The organism is Saccharopolyspora sp. NPDC000995 (assembly GCF_053599315.1).
This window is the reverse complement of record NZ_JBSFLZ010000153.1, coordinates 1-15284: the sequence shown is the minus strand read 5'-3', so window position 1 is coordinate 15284 and position 15284 is coordinate 1. Positions and strand designations below refer to the sequence as shown.

At 68.7% G+C, this 15284-nt stretch carries 19 protein-coding genes and 2 pseudogenes; 12 read left to right on the top strand and 9 right to left on the bottom strand.

Translation table 11 applies throughout. The features are described 5' to 3' along the window. The 8 genes from ACWDKQ_RS31730 to ACWDKQ_RS31695 form a co-directional block, all read left to right on the top strand. Positions 1 to 870: Lrp/AsnC family transcriptional regulator (locus ACWDKQ_RS31730; protein WP_450142449.1), on the top strand; the 870-nt coding region annotated here is incomplete at its 5' end. After that, complete coding sequence (locus ACWDKQ_RS31725) at positions 867 to 1754, top strand: polysaccharide deacetylase family protein (RefSeq protein WP_450142448.1); 888 nt, start codon at positions 867 to 869, stop codon at positions 1752 to 1754. The genes ACWDKQ_RS31730 and ACWDKQ_RS31725, both read left to right, overlap by 4 nt. Next, a complete protein-coding gene (locus tag ACWDKQ_RS31720) occupies positions 1751 to 3034 on the top strand; it encodes an MFS transporter (RefSeq protein WP_450142447.1) in 1284 nt (427 codons plus the stop codon). Before ACWDKQ_RS31725 ends, ACWDKQ_RS31720 begins: the two co-directional genes overlap by 4 nt. Further along, positions 3034 to 3819: an SDR family NAD(P)-dependent oxidoreductase gene (locus ACWDKQ_RS31715; protein ID WP_450142446.1), complete on the top strand. Its 786-nt coding sequence runs from the start codon at positions 3034 to 3036 to the stop codon at positions 3817 to 3819. The genes ACWDKQ_RS31720 and ACWDKQ_RS31715 overlap by 1 nt, the downstream gene beginning before the upstream one ends. Then, positions 3812 to 4798 (top strand): ketopantoate reductase family protein, encoded by a 987-nt coding sequence (locus tag ACWDKQ_RS31710; protein WP_450142445.1) that lies wholly within the window; start codon positions 3812 to 3814, stop codon positions 4796 to 4798. Before ACWDKQ_RS31715 ends, ACWDKQ_RS31710 begins: the two co-directional genes overlap by 8 nt. Further along, the gene (locus tag ACWDKQ_RS31705; RefSeq protein ID WP_450142444.1) at positions 4795 to 5934 is read left to right on the top strand and encodes a M20 family metallopeptidase; all 1140 of its coding nucleotides are present in this window, start codon (positions 4795 to 4797) and stop codon (positions 5932 to 5934) included. The genes ACWDKQ_RS31710 and ACWDKQ_RS31705 overlap by 4 nt, the downstream gene beginning before the upstream one ends. 334 nt (positions 5935 to 6268) lie before the next feature. After that, entirely contained in the window at positions 6269 to 6826 is a 558-nt protein-coding gene (locus ACWDKQ_RS31700) for a DDE-type integrase/transposase/recombinase (RefSeq protein WP_450142443.1), read from the top strand. Then, the gene (locus tag ACWDKQ_RS31695; protein WP_450142442.1) at positions 6826 to 7170 is read left to right on the top strand and encodes a helix-turn-helix domain-containing protein; all 345 of its coding nucleotides are present in this window, start codon (positions 6826 to 6828) and stop codon (positions 7168 to 7170) included. Before ACWDKQ_RS31700 ends, ACWDKQ_RS31695 begins: the two co-directional genes overlap by 1 nt. A gap of 367 nt (positions 7171 to 7537) precedes the next feature. Here ACWDKQ_RS31695 and ACWDKQ_RS31690 read toward each other — a convergent pair whose 3' ends face one another. Together ACWDKQ_RS31690 and ACWDKQ_RS31685 are read right to left on the bottom strand one after the other, a co-directional pair. Next, complete coding sequence (locus tag ACWDKQ_RS31690; RefSeq protein ID WP_450142441.1) at positions 7538 to 7813, bottom strand: hypothetical protein; 276 nt, start codon at positions 7811 to 7813, stop codon at positions 7538 to 7540. A 51-nt stretch (positions 7814 to 7864) separates the two neighbouring features. Further along, positions 7865 to 8455 (bottom strand): isochorismatase family protein, encoded by a 591-nt coding sequence (locus ACWDKQ_RS31685; RefSeq protein WP_450142440.1) that lies wholly within the window; start codon positions 8453 to 8455, stop codon positions 7865 to 7867. A 134-nt stretch (positions 8456 to 8589) separates the two neighbouring features. On the opposite strand from ACWDKQ_RS31685, the gene ACWDKQ_RS31680 reads away from it, so the two are divergent. Then, positions 8590 to 9573 (top strand): GlxA family transcriptional regulator, encoded by a 984-nt coding sequence (locus ACWDKQ_RS31680; RefSeq protein ID WP_450142439.1) that lies wholly within the window; start codon positions 8590 to 8592, stop codon positions 9571 to 9573. A gap of 5 nt (positions 9574 to 9578) precedes the next feature. Here the strand turns inward: ACWDKQ_RS31680 and ACWDKQ_RS31675 are convergent, their stop codons facing one another. Both ACWDKQ_RS31675 and ACWDKQ_RS31670 read right to left on the bottom strand, forming a co-directional pair. Then, positions 9579 to 9905: a hypothetical protein gene (locus tag ACWDKQ_RS31675; RefSeq protein WP_450142438.1), complete on the bottom strand. Its 327-nt coding sequence runs from the start codon at positions 9903 to 9905 to the stop codon at positions 9579 to 9581. A 506-nt stretch (positions 9906 to 10411) separates the two neighbouring features. After that, positions 10412 to 10897, bottom strand: a complete 486-nt coding sequence (locus ACWDKQ_RS31670; RefSeq protein ID WP_450142437.1) for a hypothetical protein — start codon at positions 10895 to 10897, stop codon at positions 10412 to 10414. Positions 10898 to 10923: 26 nt separating this feature from the next. Here ACWDKQ_RS31670 and ACWDKQ_RS31665 point away from each other — a divergent pair, with 26 nt between their 5' ends. Further along, positions 10924 to 11079 carry a hypothetical protein gene (locus ACWDKQ_RS31665; RefSeq protein WP_450142436.1) on the top strand — a complete coding sequence of 52 codons (156 nt, stop codon included), beginning with the start codon at positions 10924 to 10926 and terminating at the stop codon, positions 11077 to 11079. Here ACWDKQ_RS31665 and ACWDKQ_RS31660 read toward each other — a convergent pair. Continuing rightward, complete coding sequence (locus ACWDKQ_RS31660; protein WP_450142452.1) at positions 11054 to 11224, bottom strand: hypothetical protein; 171 nt, start codon at positions 11222 to 11224, stop codon at positions 11054 to 11056. The two genes, ACWDKQ_RS31665 and ACWDKQ_RS31660, sit on opposite strands and share 26 nt — an antisense overlap. Here ACWDKQ_RS31660 and ACWDKQ_RS31655 point away from each other — a divergent pair. Beyond that, entirely contained in the window at positions 11148 to 11525 is a 378-nt protein-coding gene (locus ACWDKQ_RS31655; RefSeq protein WP_450142451.1) for a transposase family protein, read from the top strand. The genes ACWDKQ_RS31660 and ACWDKQ_RS31655 overlap by 77 nt on opposite strands. A 101-nt stretch (positions 11526 to 11626) precedes the next feature. Here ACWDKQ_RS31655 and ACWDKQ_RS31650 read toward each other — a convergent pair whose 3' ends face one another. After that, positions 11627 to 12241 (bottom strand): IS3 family transposase, encoded by a 615-nt coding sequence (locus ACWDKQ_RS31650; protein WP_450142435.1) that lies wholly within the window; start codon positions 12239 to 12241, stop codon positions 11627 to 11629. Between the two features lie 104 nt (positions 12242 to 12345). Between ACWDKQ_RS31650 and ACWDKQ_RS31645 the strand changes: the two are divergent. Next, positions 12346 to 12809: pseudogene (locus tag ACWDKQ_RS31645) on the top strand (transposase); the annotation flags it as partial. 422 nt (positions 12810 to 13231) lie between these two features. Here the strand turns inward: ACWDKQ_RS31645 and rpe are convergent. The 3 genes and pseudogenes from rpe to ACWDKQ_RS31630 form a co-directional block, all read right to left on the bottom strand. Beyond that, entirely contained in the window at positions 13232 to 13912 is a 681-nt protein-coding gene (gene rpe / locus ACWDKQ_RS31640) for a ribulose-phosphate 3-epimerase (protein WP_450142450.1), read from the bottom strand. 126 nt (positions 13913 to 14038) lie between these two features. After that, a pseudogene (locus ACWDKQ_RS31635) lies at positions 14039 to 14413 on the bottom strand (riboflavin kinase); the annotation flags it as partial. 57 nt (positions 14414 to 14470) lie between these two features. Then, a complete protein-coding gene (locus ACWDKQ_RS31630) occupies positions 14471 to 15142 on the bottom strand; it encodes an AmiS/UreI family transporter (protein ID WP_450142434.1) in 672 nt (223 codons plus the stop codon). Positions 15143 to 15284 lie beyond the last annotated feature (142 nt).

Genomic DNA, 15284 nt, shown 5'->3' with positions numbered 1-15284 from the left:
CACCCCGCGTGCGGAGGGCTGCGCATCTTCGGCTTCGCCGACGTGCTCCGGTGCGGCCTCGGCGTTCGGTTGAACCCGGGGCGGGGGTGCCGCCCGGGCACCGCAGCCGCGGTGGCGGACGCACTCGCTGCGCGACCCGACGTGCGGTACACGACCGTGTTGGCCGGCAGCGCCGACTGCGCCGCCGAGTTCGTCCTGCCCTCCTACGTCGATATCGCGCGCCTGCAGGGCGACGGCTTTCCCGCCGCCGAGCAGGTCCTGGATGCCGAGATCTTCGCGGTCATGCGGACCTTCACCTCCAACCACGACTGGGACCCCGGTGAGCTGAGCGCCGAGGCCGTGGCCGAGTTGCGCGGTGGCGACGTGCGCCCGTTCGAGGAGCGGCATTGGGAGCGCCCGCCGGAACAGCTCGACGAGCTGGACCTCGCCATCTGCGTGGCACTCGGCGAGGACGGGCGGCTGCCGTTCAAGGAGGTGTCCCGGCAGGTCGGCACCAGCGAGTCCACGGTGGCCCGCCGGGTCGACTCGCTCGTGCGGCGGGGCTGCCTGCGCTTCCGTACGCTCGCCGAGCCAGGCATGTTCGGTTACGCGCTCGAGTTCATGCTCTGGCTTTCGGTCGTTCCCGGCGAACTCGACCGCGCTGGGCAGCAGCTCGCCGCCCACCCCGCCACCAAGTACCTGTCGGCCACCACCGGCCGGTTCAACCTGGTCGGCCAGGTTGTGCTGCGCCACTACGGCGAACTGTACCGCCACACCACCGACGTCGTCGGCGCGCTGCCCGGGCTCCGGGAGGCCGACGTGACCTTGCAGGTTTCGACGCTCAAGCGCGCGTGGGCCCCGACGCCCGCCGCCAGCTTGGAGGACGCATGACGGAACAACCGTGGCAGTGGGACGAAGCGACGTGGCGCGGGCACGTCGAGCACGTGCGTGCGGGGCGCTCGCTGCGCCCGGCGTCGTGGCCGGGCGGTGCGCAGGTCGCCGTGGCGCTGTCCTTCGACTCCGACCACGAAACGCCGGCGCTGCGCGCCGGCGAGGTCCTGCCCGGCAAGATGGCCCAGGGCGAGTACGGGGCCCGCGTCGGCGTGCCGCGCATCCTCAGGCTCCTCGAACGCCACGACGCGCCCGCGTCGTTCTTCGTGCCCGCCGTGTCGGCCCTGCTGCACGACGGCGAGGTGAAGTCCTATGTGGACGACGGGCACGAAGTCGCGCTGCACGGCTGGATCCACGAGCGCAACACCGCGCTCACCGAGACCGAAGAACGCGACCTCGCCTTCCGAGCCGCCGACGTCCTGGAACGCCTCGCGGGCACCCGCCCGGTCGGCATCCGGACGCCGTCGTGGGACTTCTCCGCCCACACCCTCGCCATCACCCGCGAGCTGGGCCTGAAGTACGACACTTCGCTGATGGCCGACGACGACTGCTACGAACTGCTCGAAAACGGCGAGCCCACCGGTGTCGTCGAGCTGCCGGTCGAGTGGATTCGCGACGACGCGCCCTACTTCATGATGGACCGGTTCGCGGCGCTGCGGCCCTACACGCCGCCGCGCGGGGTGCTCACCATCTGGCGAGACGAGTTCGACGCCGCTTACGCGGACGGCGGGATCTTCCAGCTCACCATGCACCCGCACATCATCGGGCACCGCTCGCGCCTGGCCGTCCTCGCCGAGCTCCTCGACCACATCAGCGGCCACGACGGCGTCTGGTTCGCCACGCACGCGCAGATCGTGGACCACGTCCTCCGGGAGCGGACATGACCACTGTGGACACCACGGTCAGCCACCGGCTGACCACGCAACAACGCAAGGCGATCCTCGCCGGCGCCGTCGGCAACACCGTCGAATGGGTCGACTGGGCCGTCTACGCCACGTTCGCCCCGGTCTTCGCCGGCCAGTTCTTCGCCGGCGGCAACGACACCACAGCGTTGCTGTCGACGCTGGCCGTGTTCGCCGTCGGGTTCGTCATGCGCCCGATCGGCGGTGCCGTGCTCGGCGCGTACGCCGACCGCAAGGGCCGCAAGAAGGGCCTGACCCTCACCATCTCGCTGATGGCCGGGGCGTCGATCGTGATCGCGCTCTGCCCGACGTACGCGCAGATCGGCGTGCTGGCCCCGCTCGTGCTGCTGCTCGCGCGGCTCGTGCAGGGCTTCTCGGCCGGTGGCGAGTTCGGCTCATCGTCGGCGTTCCTCATCGAATCGGCCGCGCCCGGGCGGCGCGCGTTCGCCGGCTCGTGGCAGCAGGTCTCGGTCGGCCTCGGCTCGCTGCTGGCCGCGCTGATGGGCACGATCCTCAACTCGACGCTGGCCGAACCGGACCTGCACGCGTGGGGCTGGCGGCTCGCGTTCGGCATCGCCGGGCTGCTCGGCCTGGTCGGCCTGTGGCTGCGGGTGTCGGTGCACGAGACCGAGGCGTTCGCCAAGCTCGGCTCGAAGCCGCGGCGCAACCCGCTGGTCGCGATGCTGCGCGACCACCCGGGCGCCGCGCTGCGCGTGGCCGGGGTGACCATCGCCGGGACACTGATCTACTACGTGTGGGTCTCCTACATGCCGGCGTACGCGCACCTGGCCACCGGCATCCCGCTCAGCACGGCGCTGCTGGCCAACACCCTGGCCATGGTGGTGTTCATCGTGTTGCTGCCGTTCGGCGGCCTGCTGTCGGACCGGCTCGGGCGCAAGGCGACGATGACGATGTTCGCCGCGGGCTTCGTGGTGTTCGCCTGGCCCGCGTTCCACTTCCTGGGCAACTCCTTCTGGAGCGTGTTCGTCATCGAGCTGATCGGGCTGGTCCTGATCGTCGGGTACTCCGCCAACTGCGCGGTGATCATGGCCGAGCAGTTCCCGCCCGAGGTGCGCACGACCGGCATCGGCCTGCCCTACGCGCTGGCCGTGGCGATCTTCGGCGGCACCGCCCCGTACGTGACGACCTGGCTCAACGCCAACCACCTCGGACAGCTGGTGTGGGTCTACGTCGCGGTCGCCGCGCTCATCGGCGTCGCGGTCTACCTCACCATGCCGGAGACGAAGGGGAAGCAACTGTGATGCGGACCGTGCTCGTCACCGGGGCCGGCGGCGGCATCGGCGCCGCGATCGCCGAGCGCTTCGCCGCCGCGGGCGACCGCCTCGTCCTGTCCGATGTCCGTCCGGTCGAACTCGCCGCGGTGGCGGCCCGGCTGACCTCGGCGGCCGAGGTCGTCGAACTGCCGGGCGATCTCGCCGACGCCGAGTTCGCCGAGGGGCTGGTCGACCGGGCTGGCGCGGTCGACGTGCTCGTGAATGCCGCGGGCAGCTACCCCGCCACGCCCCTGCTGGAGCTGACCGCGGCGATCTGGGACCGCGTCCAGGACGTCAACGTCCGGGCGGCGCTGCTGACGACTGTCGCGTTCGGACAGCAGAACGTGGCCGCCGGGAAGAGCGGCGCGGTCGTCAACATCTCCTCCGGCGCGGCCACCCGGGCGCGGCCCGGCGCCGCGCACTACGCGACGTCGAAGGCCGCGCTGGAGATGGTCACCAAGGCCTGTGCGGTGGAACTCGGCCCGCATGGCATCCGCGTGAACGCCGTGAGCCCCGGCTTCGTCACGGTGGACAGCGACGCGAACCCGGTCACCGAGGCATATGCGTCAGCGGTGTCGGTCAACCCGCTCGGCCGACGCGGTGAGCCGCGTGACATCGCCGACGCGGTGTTCTGGCTCGCCGGCCCGGAAGCGGGCTGGATCACCGGCGCCATCCTGCGCGTCGACGGCGGTTCGACCGCGGGCGCGGCGGGGCTGCCGCTGCACTGGGCCGGCGAAACATCCGTACAAAGAGGAAAGGATGCGCATGTCTGACCGGCGTTCGTACACCGTGGTCGGCGGCGGGGCGATCGGCGGGACGATCGCGTTCCACCTCGCACACGCGGGCCATCCGGTGTCCATAGTAGACGCCGATGCGGCGCACGTGGCCGCGTTCGCCGACCACGGCCTGACGCTGCGCCGTCCCGGCGGGGATGAAACCGTGGAGCTACCCGCGTTCCTGCCCGAAGCGGCCCCGCCGGTGTTCGGGCGAGTGCTGCTGGCCGTCAAGGCACAGGTCACCGAGACGGTCATGGCCTGGCTGACCCCGCGGCTCGCGCCCGACGGCTTCGTTGTCTCCCTGCAGAACGGGCTGAACGAACCGGTGATCGCCGCGCACGTCGGTCCGGAACGGACGGTCGGCGCGTTCGTGAACCTGTTCGCCGACGTCGTCGCACCCGGCATCGTGCGGGACGGCGGGCTCGGCGCGCTGGTCGTCGGCGAGCCGGACGGCCGGATCACCGACCGGGTCGAAGAGATCGTCGCCGACCTGCAGGCGTGGGGCCCGGCCAAAGCGACGGCCAACGTCGAGGGCTATCTGTGGGCCAAGCTGGGCTTCGGCGCGATGCTCACCGCGACCGCGCTGGCCGACGCGCCGATGGCCGACCTGATCGACCGGCACCGGCCACTGATGCACGCGCTCACCGCCGAGGTGTTCGCCGCAGCCGGTGACCGGACCCTGGAGGCGTTCGACCAGTTCGACCCCGCCGCCTACCTGCCGGGCGCGCCCGGCCGCGACGCGGCGACCGACCGACTCGTCGCCTGGCTGCGGACCCAGCCGAAAGACCGCAGCGGCATCTGGCGGGACATCGCGGTGCGGCACCGCCCGGTCGAGGTGCACCACCACTACGCGCCGGTGCTGGCGGCGGCGCAGGTACCGCTGCTGCGGGCGATGCTGGCGCGGCTGCGCGATGTCGAGACCGGCGCCGTCGCGATGTCCGAAGACCACCTGACCGAACTGGAGCGAGCGCTGTGATCCGCGAACTGCACCAGTGGGTGCGCACGCACCGCGACGACCTCCTGGCCGACCTCGCCGCCTACGTCGGCATCGAAACGCCGAGTGACGACAAGGCAGCCCTCGACCGTGGACTGTCCTGGATGGACGGATGGCTGGGTGAACGCCTGGGCTCGCCGGCAGCGCTCCTGGACGTCGACGGCGGCCGATACGGCGACATCAAGGTCTACGACTTTCCCGGCCACGGCGACCCTGTGCTGTTGATCTGTCACTACGACACGGTGTGGCCGCTCGGCACCCTCGCCGGGTGGCCGTTCACCGTGGACGGCGACCGCGCGACCGGGCCGGGGGTCTTCGACATGAAGTCCGGCCTGGTGCACGCGGTGTGGGCGATGCGTGCGCTCGACGCGGCTGGGCTGCCGCGCCCCGCGGTGCGGCTGGTCCTCAACGGCGACGAGGAGATCGGCAGCCCGGCGTCGCGGCCGGTGATCGAGGCGGCAGCCGCAGGCACCCGCGCGACGCTGGTGTTCGAGGCGAGCGCGGACGGCGCGGTGAAAACCGCGCGCAAGGGCGTGGGCCTGTTTCAGGCGCACGTGAGCGGGGTCGAGGCGCACGCCGGGCTCGACCCCGCGAAGGGCGCGAGCGCGATCGACGAGCTGGCCCGGGTGGTCCTGGCGCTGAACGGACTGTCCGATCCGGACGCCGGGACCACGGTGAACGTCGGCGTGGTCGCCGGTGGCACGCGGCAGAACGTGATCGCCGGCGCGGCCTCCGGCGAAATCGACGTCCGCGTGTCCAGCGCGGCCGAAGCGGCCCGCATCGACGCGGCCCTGGCGGCCTTGAGAGCGCATGATCCCCGCACGACGGTCACCGTGACCGGCGGCTGGAACCGACCGGTGATGGAACGCTCGGAAGCCATCGGACGGCTCTACGAGTTGGCCCGCGAACAAGCGACGGAACTGGGCGTGACGCTGCGGGAGCGCTCGGTCGGCGGCGCCAGCGACGGCAACTTCGTGGCCGCGCTGGGCCACCCGGTGCTGGATGGCTTCGGCGCGGTGGGCGAGGGTGCGCATGCCCGGCACGAGCACATCAGCGTCACCGGGATGCTGGAACGCACCGCGCTGGCGGCCGCCGTCCTGCACCGTCTCGCCGGATGACCGACCTGAAGGGACATCGTCGTCCTCCGGGGATGTGATCCCTAGTACGGCAGCAGCACTTTCGTGATCTTGGCTGGTGGGGGGCACACGTGGGACCTTGTTGATCAGGCGGACATCCGCCTCGCGATGATCATGGTGTGAAGCAAGATGATCGTGAGACGGCTGCGGCTGTCATCGTAGAGGGTGAACAGGCACACCCATGGAGGTGGTGGGAGATGGTTGTCGGAGAAGAACAAGCGGCGCGGGCCGAGCGGGCCCGCAAGATCGGGCTGTTTCGGTATCAGCTGATCCGGGAGGCGGCGGATCCCGAGCTGTCGACGAAGGCGCGGGCAAGATGGTGCGCGCGATCGTCGCGGTCGAGCACGTCGACCCGTTCGGCAAACGGGTGCGTTATTCCCGGGACACCTTGGATCGGTGGATCAGGGCTTGGCGGCGGGGCGGGTTCGATGCGCTGGTGCCTGCCCAACGTCAGTCGAGCCCACGCACCCCGGCCGAGATCATCGATTTGGCGCTGGCGCTGAAGAAGGAGAACCCTGACCGCACCGGTGCGCAGGTCCACCGGATCCTGCGCACCCAGCTCGGGTGGGCGCCGGGTGAGCGCACCCTGCAACGCTTGTTCGCCGAGCACGGGCTGCGCACCCACGGCAGCGGCAGCCCGGCGGTGTTCGGCCGGTTCGAAGCGGCCCGCCCGAACGAGTTGTGGACCGGCGATGCCCTCCACGGACCGAAGGTGGGAGGCCGGAAAACTTACCTTTTCGCTTTCCTTGACGACCATTCACGTCTGATCACCGGGCACCGGTTCGGCTATGCCGAGGACACCGTGCGACTGGCCGCGGCGCTGCGTCCCGCGCTGGGAGTCCGCGGCGTTCCTGAAACAGACAAGGACTGTTGATGACTGCCAAACTCGACTATCGCTGGCATCTGCGCAAAATTATGGCCGACTGGGACATGTTCCAGACCACCGACCTGATCAAGCCCTTGGCGCAGCGGGACATCGAACTGTCCTCCAGCCAGGTCTACCGGCTGGTCGTCGAGCGTCCGGAACGGCTGAGCCTGAAGGTGCTCATGGTGCTGCTCGACATCCTCGACTGCACCATGGACGAACTGATCGAGCCGGTCCCGACGGCCAATGCGGCCTCGGCGATCACTCGGCGGAAGAAGGCTGTCGGCGCCGACAACGGTGTCGGCGATCTGCGGCCGAAGCGAGCGCGCATCCGTGGAGCCGTCGAATCGTGACCGCAGGCGAGGACGATCGGGCGCTTGCTGACCCGATTGGGCTGATCACTGACCTCGTTACCGCCGCCGAACCGTGCCTGGCTGCAGACCGGATCCGGTCGGTGGTGATCACTGTCGGCGGAGGGCGGGCGAAGGCACGGCGGTTGGCCTCCGCCCTGGCAGAGCGTCCCGGGGTGCTACTCGACGGTCGATCCCCGGCACCCCGCGGCCTGCAGCACGACCACACGAGTCAAGGTCATCGACCGCGGTGGACGGCCACGATGCGCCCAATGCTCGGACGTCGACGACCGTGACCCGATTTCGATGATCCACGCCGTGGTCGCTCAGTTCGATCCCCGCGTCAGCCGGGACACCATCGCCGAGGTGGTCAACCAGTCCTGCCATTCGCCGCGCCTACCAGCAGAAACTGGCCTGGGCCATCGAGGCAGAGCCCGCCCTGCTCACCGGTGACGGGCACCGAGCGCCGCTGCGGATGATCCCCCGATTCGTCGAGCATCTTCACGCCGCCGCAGTGGCGGGCGTCGTGCTGCCGACCTGACCCGGCTGCCACCGGGTGGTCCGAATTGACAAACCGCAGCTCGGCGTCCCGCCGCGCTACCTCGGGGATCCAGTGCGGCGAGCGGAACCTGGCCGCCGATTCCATCTACGCGCTGGCGGGCCAGCTCGGCGTGAGCGCCCGGCTTGTCGTCGAGGATCAACCGAGGTCGGACGCCGTCCGCACGACGACGCCGTAGAGGTCACCGATTGTCGCCAGGGCGCTGTTGTGCAGCTGCTCGGCCGATACGGGCGCGATCCCGGACTCGAGCGGGCGGGTGGCCGAGGCGTCGGCGACGACGGTGGGCTTCTTCCCCGCGAGGAACGTGCCCTCCGTCGTGAACTGCACGCACATGTTCGTCATGAACCCGGCGATGACGACGTCCTCGTTGCCAGCGGCATCGACGAGCTCGCCGAGGTTCGTTCCGACGTAGGCGTTCGGCGCGCCCTTGACGACAGTGGCCTCCCCCTTGATCGGCGCGACCTTCGGGTGGATCTGCCCGATCTCGGCGGTGATGTCGTACGGGGTGCCTTCGCCGCCGTCGTTGACGATGTGGATGACGGTCGCCCCGGCCTCGCGGGCCCGGGTGAGCAGGTCGGCGGCGGCGGCAAGCGCGGGCTCCCAGCCCTCGAGCTCCATGACGCCGGTGGTGTAGGTGTTCTGGTAGTCCACGAGGACGACCGTCGAGTTCGCGAGGACGGCGGGGGTCTGGTCGAAGCCGTTGAGCTCGCGGAGCGTGGTGCGTGCCATGGGGTGTTTCCTCTCGCTTTTGAGTGTTTCCGGTCCGCCCTCCGGCGGCCACGACCAACGCTATGAGCAGTTGGCCGTGTCGGCAATGTCATGTAACCTGCAAATACCGACACAGGTCGTCAGGGAGGTCGGACATGATCGAGCGGCTCGTCGTCGTGGTGCTGTTCGACCGGATCGACCTGCTCGACGTCACCGGTCCTCCGGAGGTCTTCTCCCTGCTGCAGCGCGAGATGGACGAACCCACGGGGTACGAGGTTCTGCTGGCAGCAGAGACGATGGATCCGGTCACCACCGCGGCGGGCGTGCGGGTCCTGCCCGACGTCACCTTCGATGAGGTCGCGAACAGGGCCATTGACACGCTCGTCGTCCCCGGTGCGGTCGAGGTCGACGAGCAGCGCCGGATCACCGCCCTCGTCGATGCGGGCGTCGTCGAGAGGGTCAGGGAGCTGGCACCGCGGTCCCGGCGAGTCGCTTCGGTGTGCGTGGGCGCGCACGTCCTCGCTCGAGCCGGGCTCCTCGACGGCAAGCGGGCGACGACGCACTGGTCGACGGCGGCCCAGCTCGCGGCCGAGCACCCGGAGGTCGAGGTCGACCCCGACCCGATCTTCATCCGCGAGGGCAGCACGTGGACCGGTGCCGGGCTGACAGCCTGCCTCGACCTCGCCCTGGCGCTGGTCGCCGAGGACTTCGGACAGGAGTACGCGCTCAAGGTGGCGCGCCAGCTCGTGATGTACCTCAAGAGGCCGAGCGGGCAGAGCCAGTTCAGCGTCCCGCTCGAGACGGTGTCGGCCACCCGGCGCGTCGAGGAGCTCAAGCACCACATCGCCGAGCACGCCGCCGAACGGCTGACGGTGGCGGGCCTCGCCGAGCAGCTGCACATCAGTGACCGGCAGCTCACGCGGATCTTCAAGACAGAGCTGGGGACGACGCCGGCCGCGTACATCGAGTCCGCCCGGGTCGAGATCGCCCGCAACCGCCTCGAGGCCTCCGACGACACTCTCGAGAAGGTGGCGATCGCCTGCGGCTTCGGCACCGTCGACACCCTCAACCGAGCGTTCCGTCGTGTTCTCGGCGTCACGCCCGGCGAGTACCGGGAGCGGTTCCGGGTGCGGTCCTGACGCCCTCACACGTCCCTCCGGCGGAAGGCGACGATCGAGGGGACGAGGAAGGCCAGGGTCCAGCCGACGACGACGAGCCACTCGACCGGCGCGGGCGGCGCTCCCTCGGGGGCGGTCGCGTACCAGAGCGAGTAGGAGGCCATGTCGGGCAGCCAGTAGAGGTCCTGGCCCTGCAGCAGCGGGCTGACGATGAGCAGGCAGACGAGAAGGCCTGCCGCGGCCGGGACCGTCCGGCGCACGAGGAACCCGACCGCGGAGCTGAGGACGGGCCATGAGGGCCAGGTAGCCGGCCGCGCCGACCACGACTCGGACCGCGACGAGCGGGTCGACATCGCCGACCGAGGTGCCGGTGACGACGAGGACCGTGCCGATCGACACGGCCACCGTGACGAGGGACGCGACCAAGGCGAGCGGGAGCAGGGCCGCGACGCCCGCCAGACGCTGGGCGAGGCGGTCGGGTACCGCGACGAGGGTCGTGCAGACCTGGCCGCCGACGTACTCCGAGGTCGCGGCGATCACACCGAGGAGGAAGAAGCCGCACTGGGTCCAGCCGAATGGCGGCGACCCCGAAGTCGAGGACGTCGACCGACTTCTCGCCGAGCCGGGGCCTGGGAGGCGAAGGCCCAGGAGAGCACGACCATGAGGGCCAGAGTCCCGGAGAGGACGAGCCAGGTCGCGGGCAGGCTGACAAGCTTCGAGGCCTCTGCACGCACGGCGTCAGCGAATGCCCCGGGCACGGCTCCTCGCAGCGACGGCGCTCATGCGTCACGCCTCGAGAACACGACGCTGGCGACGACGAGGAGCGCCGCGACCCGGGCGGCCATGACGAGTCCGCCGGTCACCGGCGCGATCTCGACGCCGGTGCGGACAGTGGTGAACATGCGCATCCCCGCGAGGCCTGCTCGCCCGCGGCGGGGATGCCGCGGGCGAGCAGGTAGGTCACCGTCACCGCCGAGGAGTTCGCCACGAGGACGGCCATCGGAACGATCCCGTTGCGAGTGAGCACGGTCAGGCCAAAGGCGAGCAATGCCATGAGCACGCAGTAGAGGAGCGCGCCGCCGAGCCTGGCCAGCGCCTCGCCATCGAGAGCCGGCTCGGCGCTGCCGTGGAAGACGCGGCCGGTGACCTGGACCAGGGCGATCGCCACGACGGCGAGAGCCGCCGTCGCCATCGCGACGGCGACGACCTTGGCGACGAGCACCCTGACGCGCGAGGACGTGGCTGTCAGCGTCGTGGTGATCTGCCGGCCCCCGGCCGACTCCTCGCCCTCGGTGACGTACTCGCTGCCGATCGCGGTGACGCCGAGCATGATCGCGCCGAGCACGCCGACGGCCAGCTCGGAGAAGCCCGGTGTCCGGACCCGGCGCGGAGGTCAGTTCGGTGATCACGGCAATGCCGACGGGCACGACGATCCCGGCCGCCGCCGCAACCAACACGAACGGCAGGGAGACGAGCTTCGACAGCTCCGCGGCCAGCGCCCTCATCGCACGCCCCGGTCGCCGGTGAGCGAGAAGAAGGCGTCCTCGAGGCTCCGATGGGAGCCGGTGACCTCGTCCAGGGTGCCGTCGGCGACGATGCTCCCTTCGCAGATGACGACGACGTCGTCGACGGTCTCGGCGAGCTCGCCCATCAGGTGGGAGGAGAGCAGCACGGTTCGACCGGCCTCCGCCTGCTCGCGCAGGAAGAGACGGATCCAGCGGATGCCCTCCGGGTCGAGGCCGTTGACCGGCTCGTCGAGGAGTCCTGGCTGCGGAAACCTGTCCGATCGGGTGCACAGCCGTTACGAACTGCGGTTGTCCGACACCGCGATCTCGGACCGGGAGGTGCTGATTCGGCTGCGAGTCCGCCGGTTGTTCTGTGCGGGCAGCCCGTCCCAGATCAACGTGACCGGTTGCCCGCCCAGATGCTCCCGCAGGTCGGTGAGGAACTCGATTAGTGAGGCGGTGTTGTAGGCACCGTGTTTGGTCTGGAACACGAATGTGGCCTAGGCTGCGGTCGGGCTGATAGGCCAGCACGCTGGCCATCGACATCCGCTTCCAGGAGAACCGGTGGGTCAACACCGGCGTCTGGCCACGCGGCGCCCAGGTAGCCCCTCACCACCGGCAGCAGCGAGAACCCGCTTTCGTCCTGAAAGCAGATCACGGCTTCCCGGCGCGGCGATCTTGCCGACCGTGCCCTGGTAGGACACATAGCGCCGCCGCCGGCGGATCAGGCAGATCAAATCCAGTTCACGCATCAGCTTGAGCACGGTCTTCTTCGCGACCCGCCACCCGGCTTTACGCAGTTCGCGGTGCACGACGCGACGCCCGCGGCGCCTGTTGGCCTCGAAGGTCGTGATGATCGCCTCTTTGAGCTCTTCCTGCAAGGCCCGCAGTTTTCCCAGGTAAGCGACCTCCGCCTGGAGCCGGGCGTTCTCGCGCCGCAGCCGTTCCAGCTCGCCGACCTGGCCAGGCGTGCTATCTGATGCTCGTGGTGGCCTGCCTTTCGGCTTCGGGCGCAGTCCGTCCTCCTCGTCACGCCGATAGGTCCGAGCCCACGTCTTGAGCAAGGTCGGAGAGGACAGACCCAGCTCGGCGGCCAGCTCCGCGGCTGCCTCGCCTCCGAGGAAACGCCGAACCGCGTCGAGCTTGAACTCGAACGAGAACGACCGCTTGGTCGGCTTACTCACCAGCGCAAGCCTGCAATGGAGCTTCCACCGTTGAAACAGCCTCCGCACCGGCCAGCGCGCCACGCCCAGCGACTTCGCGGCGCGTTGTCACCCCAACCACGCTCTGGGGTCTGCGCCTGTACCTGGTGTGCACCCCAGCCGGGATGCCGATGCTGTGGGCGCTGGCCGATCCCAAGCTCGGCGAGCGCGAAGTACTGGCCGCGATGCTGGAGGTCGACGCCGAGACGATCAAGGACCGGCCGGTCTGCTGCTGATCAGCGACAAGGGTTTCGCCTCGAAGACCTTCGAACGGTCACTGTCCGAACAGGGCATCACGCTGCTGCGCCCGTCGCGTAAGAAGGAGGTCCTGCGAGCAGGCGATCCGATGCTCAAGAAAATCCGCTAACTCATCGAGTCGGTCAACGACACCCTGAAAGGCCAGCTGGACCTGGAACGACACGGCGCCCGCACGGCCGAGGGAGTCAGCGTGCGCGTCGCCCAGCGCGTGCTGGCCCTGGCCGCCGCGATCTGGCACAACTTCCGCACCGGCCAGCCAATCACTCGCTCACTCACCGCCTACGATCACTGATCGTATTCAGACTTACTCGTCGAGTGGTTAGCGCTCGTTTTTAGTAGGCCAGCTCCTCGATTGCGACGGCGGTCGACATGACCGGATGAGCCAGGCCATCGCCACCCGACCTTTGACCCGTAGGGCACACCGAAGAGACCGGCGTCGGCGAGGGTGTCGAACACATCCCAAAGGAAGCCGTCGACTTTTTCCTCGCCGTTGGCGACCCGGCGTGCGGCTGGCGCGACGATGTTCTCAGCGATCTTGTGGGTCCGTGAACGGACGTCAAGCACGCCGTCGGGAGATAGCAGGTCGTGGTACAGACGATCGGCCTGGCGCCTGCCGAGCAGTACTCACCGAGCACCACCACGGTTCTCATACTTCGGAATCTCCACGGTCGCCTCGCGCATCGCCCCGAGCAGATATTGGTTGGTCACGAGCGTTCAGCGGCGTGCGTGCGCGAAGGCCGGGGTGGCCTGGGCGCGCAGCCCCTCGACCGCGCGCAACGGGTCGTCGGTGCCGTAGACCGCCGAGCCCGCGACGAAACAGTCCACGCCCGCCTCGGCGGCCTGCTCGATCGTGTCGGCGTTGATCCCGCCGTCGATCTCCACGACCAGGTTCAGGTGTCCGGTGTCGACCATCTCGCGCGCCTTGCGGACCTTGTCCAGCACCTCGGCGATGAACTTCTGCCCGCCGAAACCGGGCTCGACCGACATCACCAGCAGCGTGTCGTAGTGCTTGAGCACCTCAGCGTAGGGCTCCAGCGGGGTGTTCGGCTTGACCGACAGCCCCGCCTTGGCCCCCGCCGCGCGCAGGTTCTTGGCCAGCATGACCGGGTCCTTGGCGGCCTCGGCGTGCACGGTGACGTTGTAGGCGCCGGCCTCGGCGTAACCGGGGGCCCAGCGGTCGGGGTGCTCGATCATCAGGTGGCAGTCGAGAGGGATGTCTGTGACCTTGAGCAGGGACTGCACCGTCGGCAGACCCAGGGTCAGGTTCGGCACGAAGTGCGCGTCCATGACGTCGACGTGCAACCAGTCGGCACGGTGGCCGGGCTCGCCGTTGACGGCGGCCACTTCGTCGGCTAGACGGGCGAAGTCGGCGGAGAGGATGGAGGGCGCGATCATCGGCTGGTTCGACACATGCCGGCGTGTAGAACTGTGGATCCCCGCCCCGTCCCGCGGAGCGGTGGGCTGGGCTGCCGGAGCACGTGGTGCCGGGTGCGGCGAACTCGACAACCCGAGGACGGAGCGAGTGCGCCGGACGTCGGAGTCCATAGCCTCAATCAACTGTGCGACTGAGTCGAAACGCTGTATCTCGCGCAACCGCTCGACGAAGTCGATCTGGACCCACTCACCGTAAAGATCCTCGTCGATGTCGAGGATGTGGGCCTCGACGGTGCGCTGGCGTCCAGAGAATGTAGGGTTTTTGCCAATCGAGATTGCGCTGGCCAGGCGACGACCTCGGTGGACCAACCAGCCCGCGTACACCCCGTCCGCTGGGACTGCGGCATGCTCGACGGTCTCGACGTTGGCTGTGGGATAGCCCAGTTCTCGCCCGCGCCGATCGCCACGCACGACCACGCCCTCTACGTGGTGAGGTCGTACTAGAGCCACAGCGGCGGCCATGCCTTCGCCCGTGTTGTCTCGACCATGCCACAGTTGCACCGCTAATCCTCCGTTTAATCAATTATCTAAACGACCTGCGACGTGAGCTGGCTTATTCGGGTGAGCTCTAGGGCTCTGTGCGATTCGCCTATCTGTATGTCCAGGGATGGAAAGCGCTAGAGCGGCTACCAGCGTAACCGCGGATGCGCACACGTATGCCCACGTCGGAAGCAGCGGCCATTGCCCGAGCATACCCAGTACCCCTTGAAGCGTCACACTCCACACAGACATGATGACCGCAAGCCATCCAGTGAACCGTGCGACACGCTGCTTGGCGAGACCGAGAAGAATCCAAAACATAATCCATAAAAACGACCAGTTAAGCCACACGACAGAGTCGACTGATCCGCCCAGACGGAAGTAGTTGATGCCGCTGAAAGTTACCGCCACGACCGCCACCCATAAGCAGTACCAACCAACCCCAACCGCGAAATACCCAGTGAGAGCATTTACGCCCACCCATAGAAATGTCAGAGCGAACAGCCACATGGGGGCTACTGATAGGGCCTTGTCCAGGGACGCGCCATCAGAACCGACTACTTGCGTGAGAAGATAAAATGGCGCGGCGCTCGCCAGTAGTCCAATGAATATGTTGACGACTGCAATACTCTTCCCATCAACCACTTCTAACACGGCTAGACCATTGAGCAGTAATGCCCCGCCGATCATCAACAAGACCGCGTATGCCATTGATCCTCAACCTCCATGAGCATTATTCTGGCGGTTTGAATACCGGGCAATAGGGCAACGGCCCCGACCTAGTAAGATCGTTTTCCGACCAAAGAACACGATTTACAGGTGGAGCCGTTGCGTTACCAGTCTACTACGGGGC

Excerpts from the sequence above, each read along its gene's own strand:
- ACWDKQ_RS31725 (WP_450142448.1), top strand. The coding sequence starts at position 867 with ATGACGGAACAACCGTGGCAGTGGGACGAAGCGACGTGGCGCGGGCAC.
- ACWDKQ_RS31720 (WP_450142447.1), top strand. The coding sequence starts at position 1,751 with ATGACCACTGTGGACACCACGGTCAGCCACCGGCTGACCACGCAACAA.
- ACWDKQ_RS31715 (WP_450142446.1), top strand. The coding sequence starts at position 3,034 with ATGCGGACCGTGCTCGTCACCGGGGCCGGCGGCGGCATCGGCGCCGCG.
- ACWDKQ_RS31710 (WP_450142445.1), top strand. The coding sequence starts at position 3,812 with ATGTCTGACCGGCGTTCGTACACCGTGGTCGGCGGCGGGGCGATCGGC.
- ACWDKQ_RS31700 (WP_450142443.1), top strand. The coding sequence starts at position 6,269 with ATGGTGCGCGCGATCGTCGCGGTCGAGCACGTCGACCCGTTCGGCAAA.
- ACWDKQ_RS31695 (WP_450142442.1), top strand. The coding sequence starts at position 6,826 with ATGACTGCCAAACTCGACTATCGCTGGCATCTGCGCAAAATTATGGCC.
- ACWDKQ_RS31690 (WP_450142441.1), bottom strand. The coding sequence starts at position 7,813 with ATGGAATCGGCGGCCAGGTTCCGCTCGCCGCACTGGATCCCCGAGGTA.
- ACWDKQ_RS31685 (WP_450142440.1), bottom strand. The coding sequence starts at position 8,455 with ATGGCACGCACCACGCTCCGCGAGCTCAACGGCTTCGACCAGACCCCC.
- ACWDKQ_RS31680 (WP_450142439.1), top strand. The coding sequence starts at position 8,590 with ATGATCGAGCGGCTCGTCGTCGTGGTGCTGTTCGACCGGATCGACCTG.
- ACWDKQ_RS31675 (WP_450142438.1), bottom strand. The coding sequence starts at position 9,905 with ATGTCGACCCGCTCGTCGCGGTCCGAGTCGTGGTCGGCGCGGCCGGCT.
- ACWDKQ_RS31655 (WP_450142451.1), top strand. The coding sequence starts at position 11,148 with ATGCTCCCTTCGCAGATGACGACGACGTCGTCGACGGTCTCGGCGAGC.
- rpe (WP_450142450.1), bottom strand. The coding sequence starts at position 13,912 with ATGATCGCGCCCTCCATCCTCTCCGCCGACTTCGCCCGTCTAGCCGAC.
- ACWDKQ_RS31630 (WP_450142434.1), bottom strand. The coding sequence starts at position 15,142 with ATGGCATACGCGGTCTTGTTGATGATCGGCGGGGCATTACTGCTCAAT.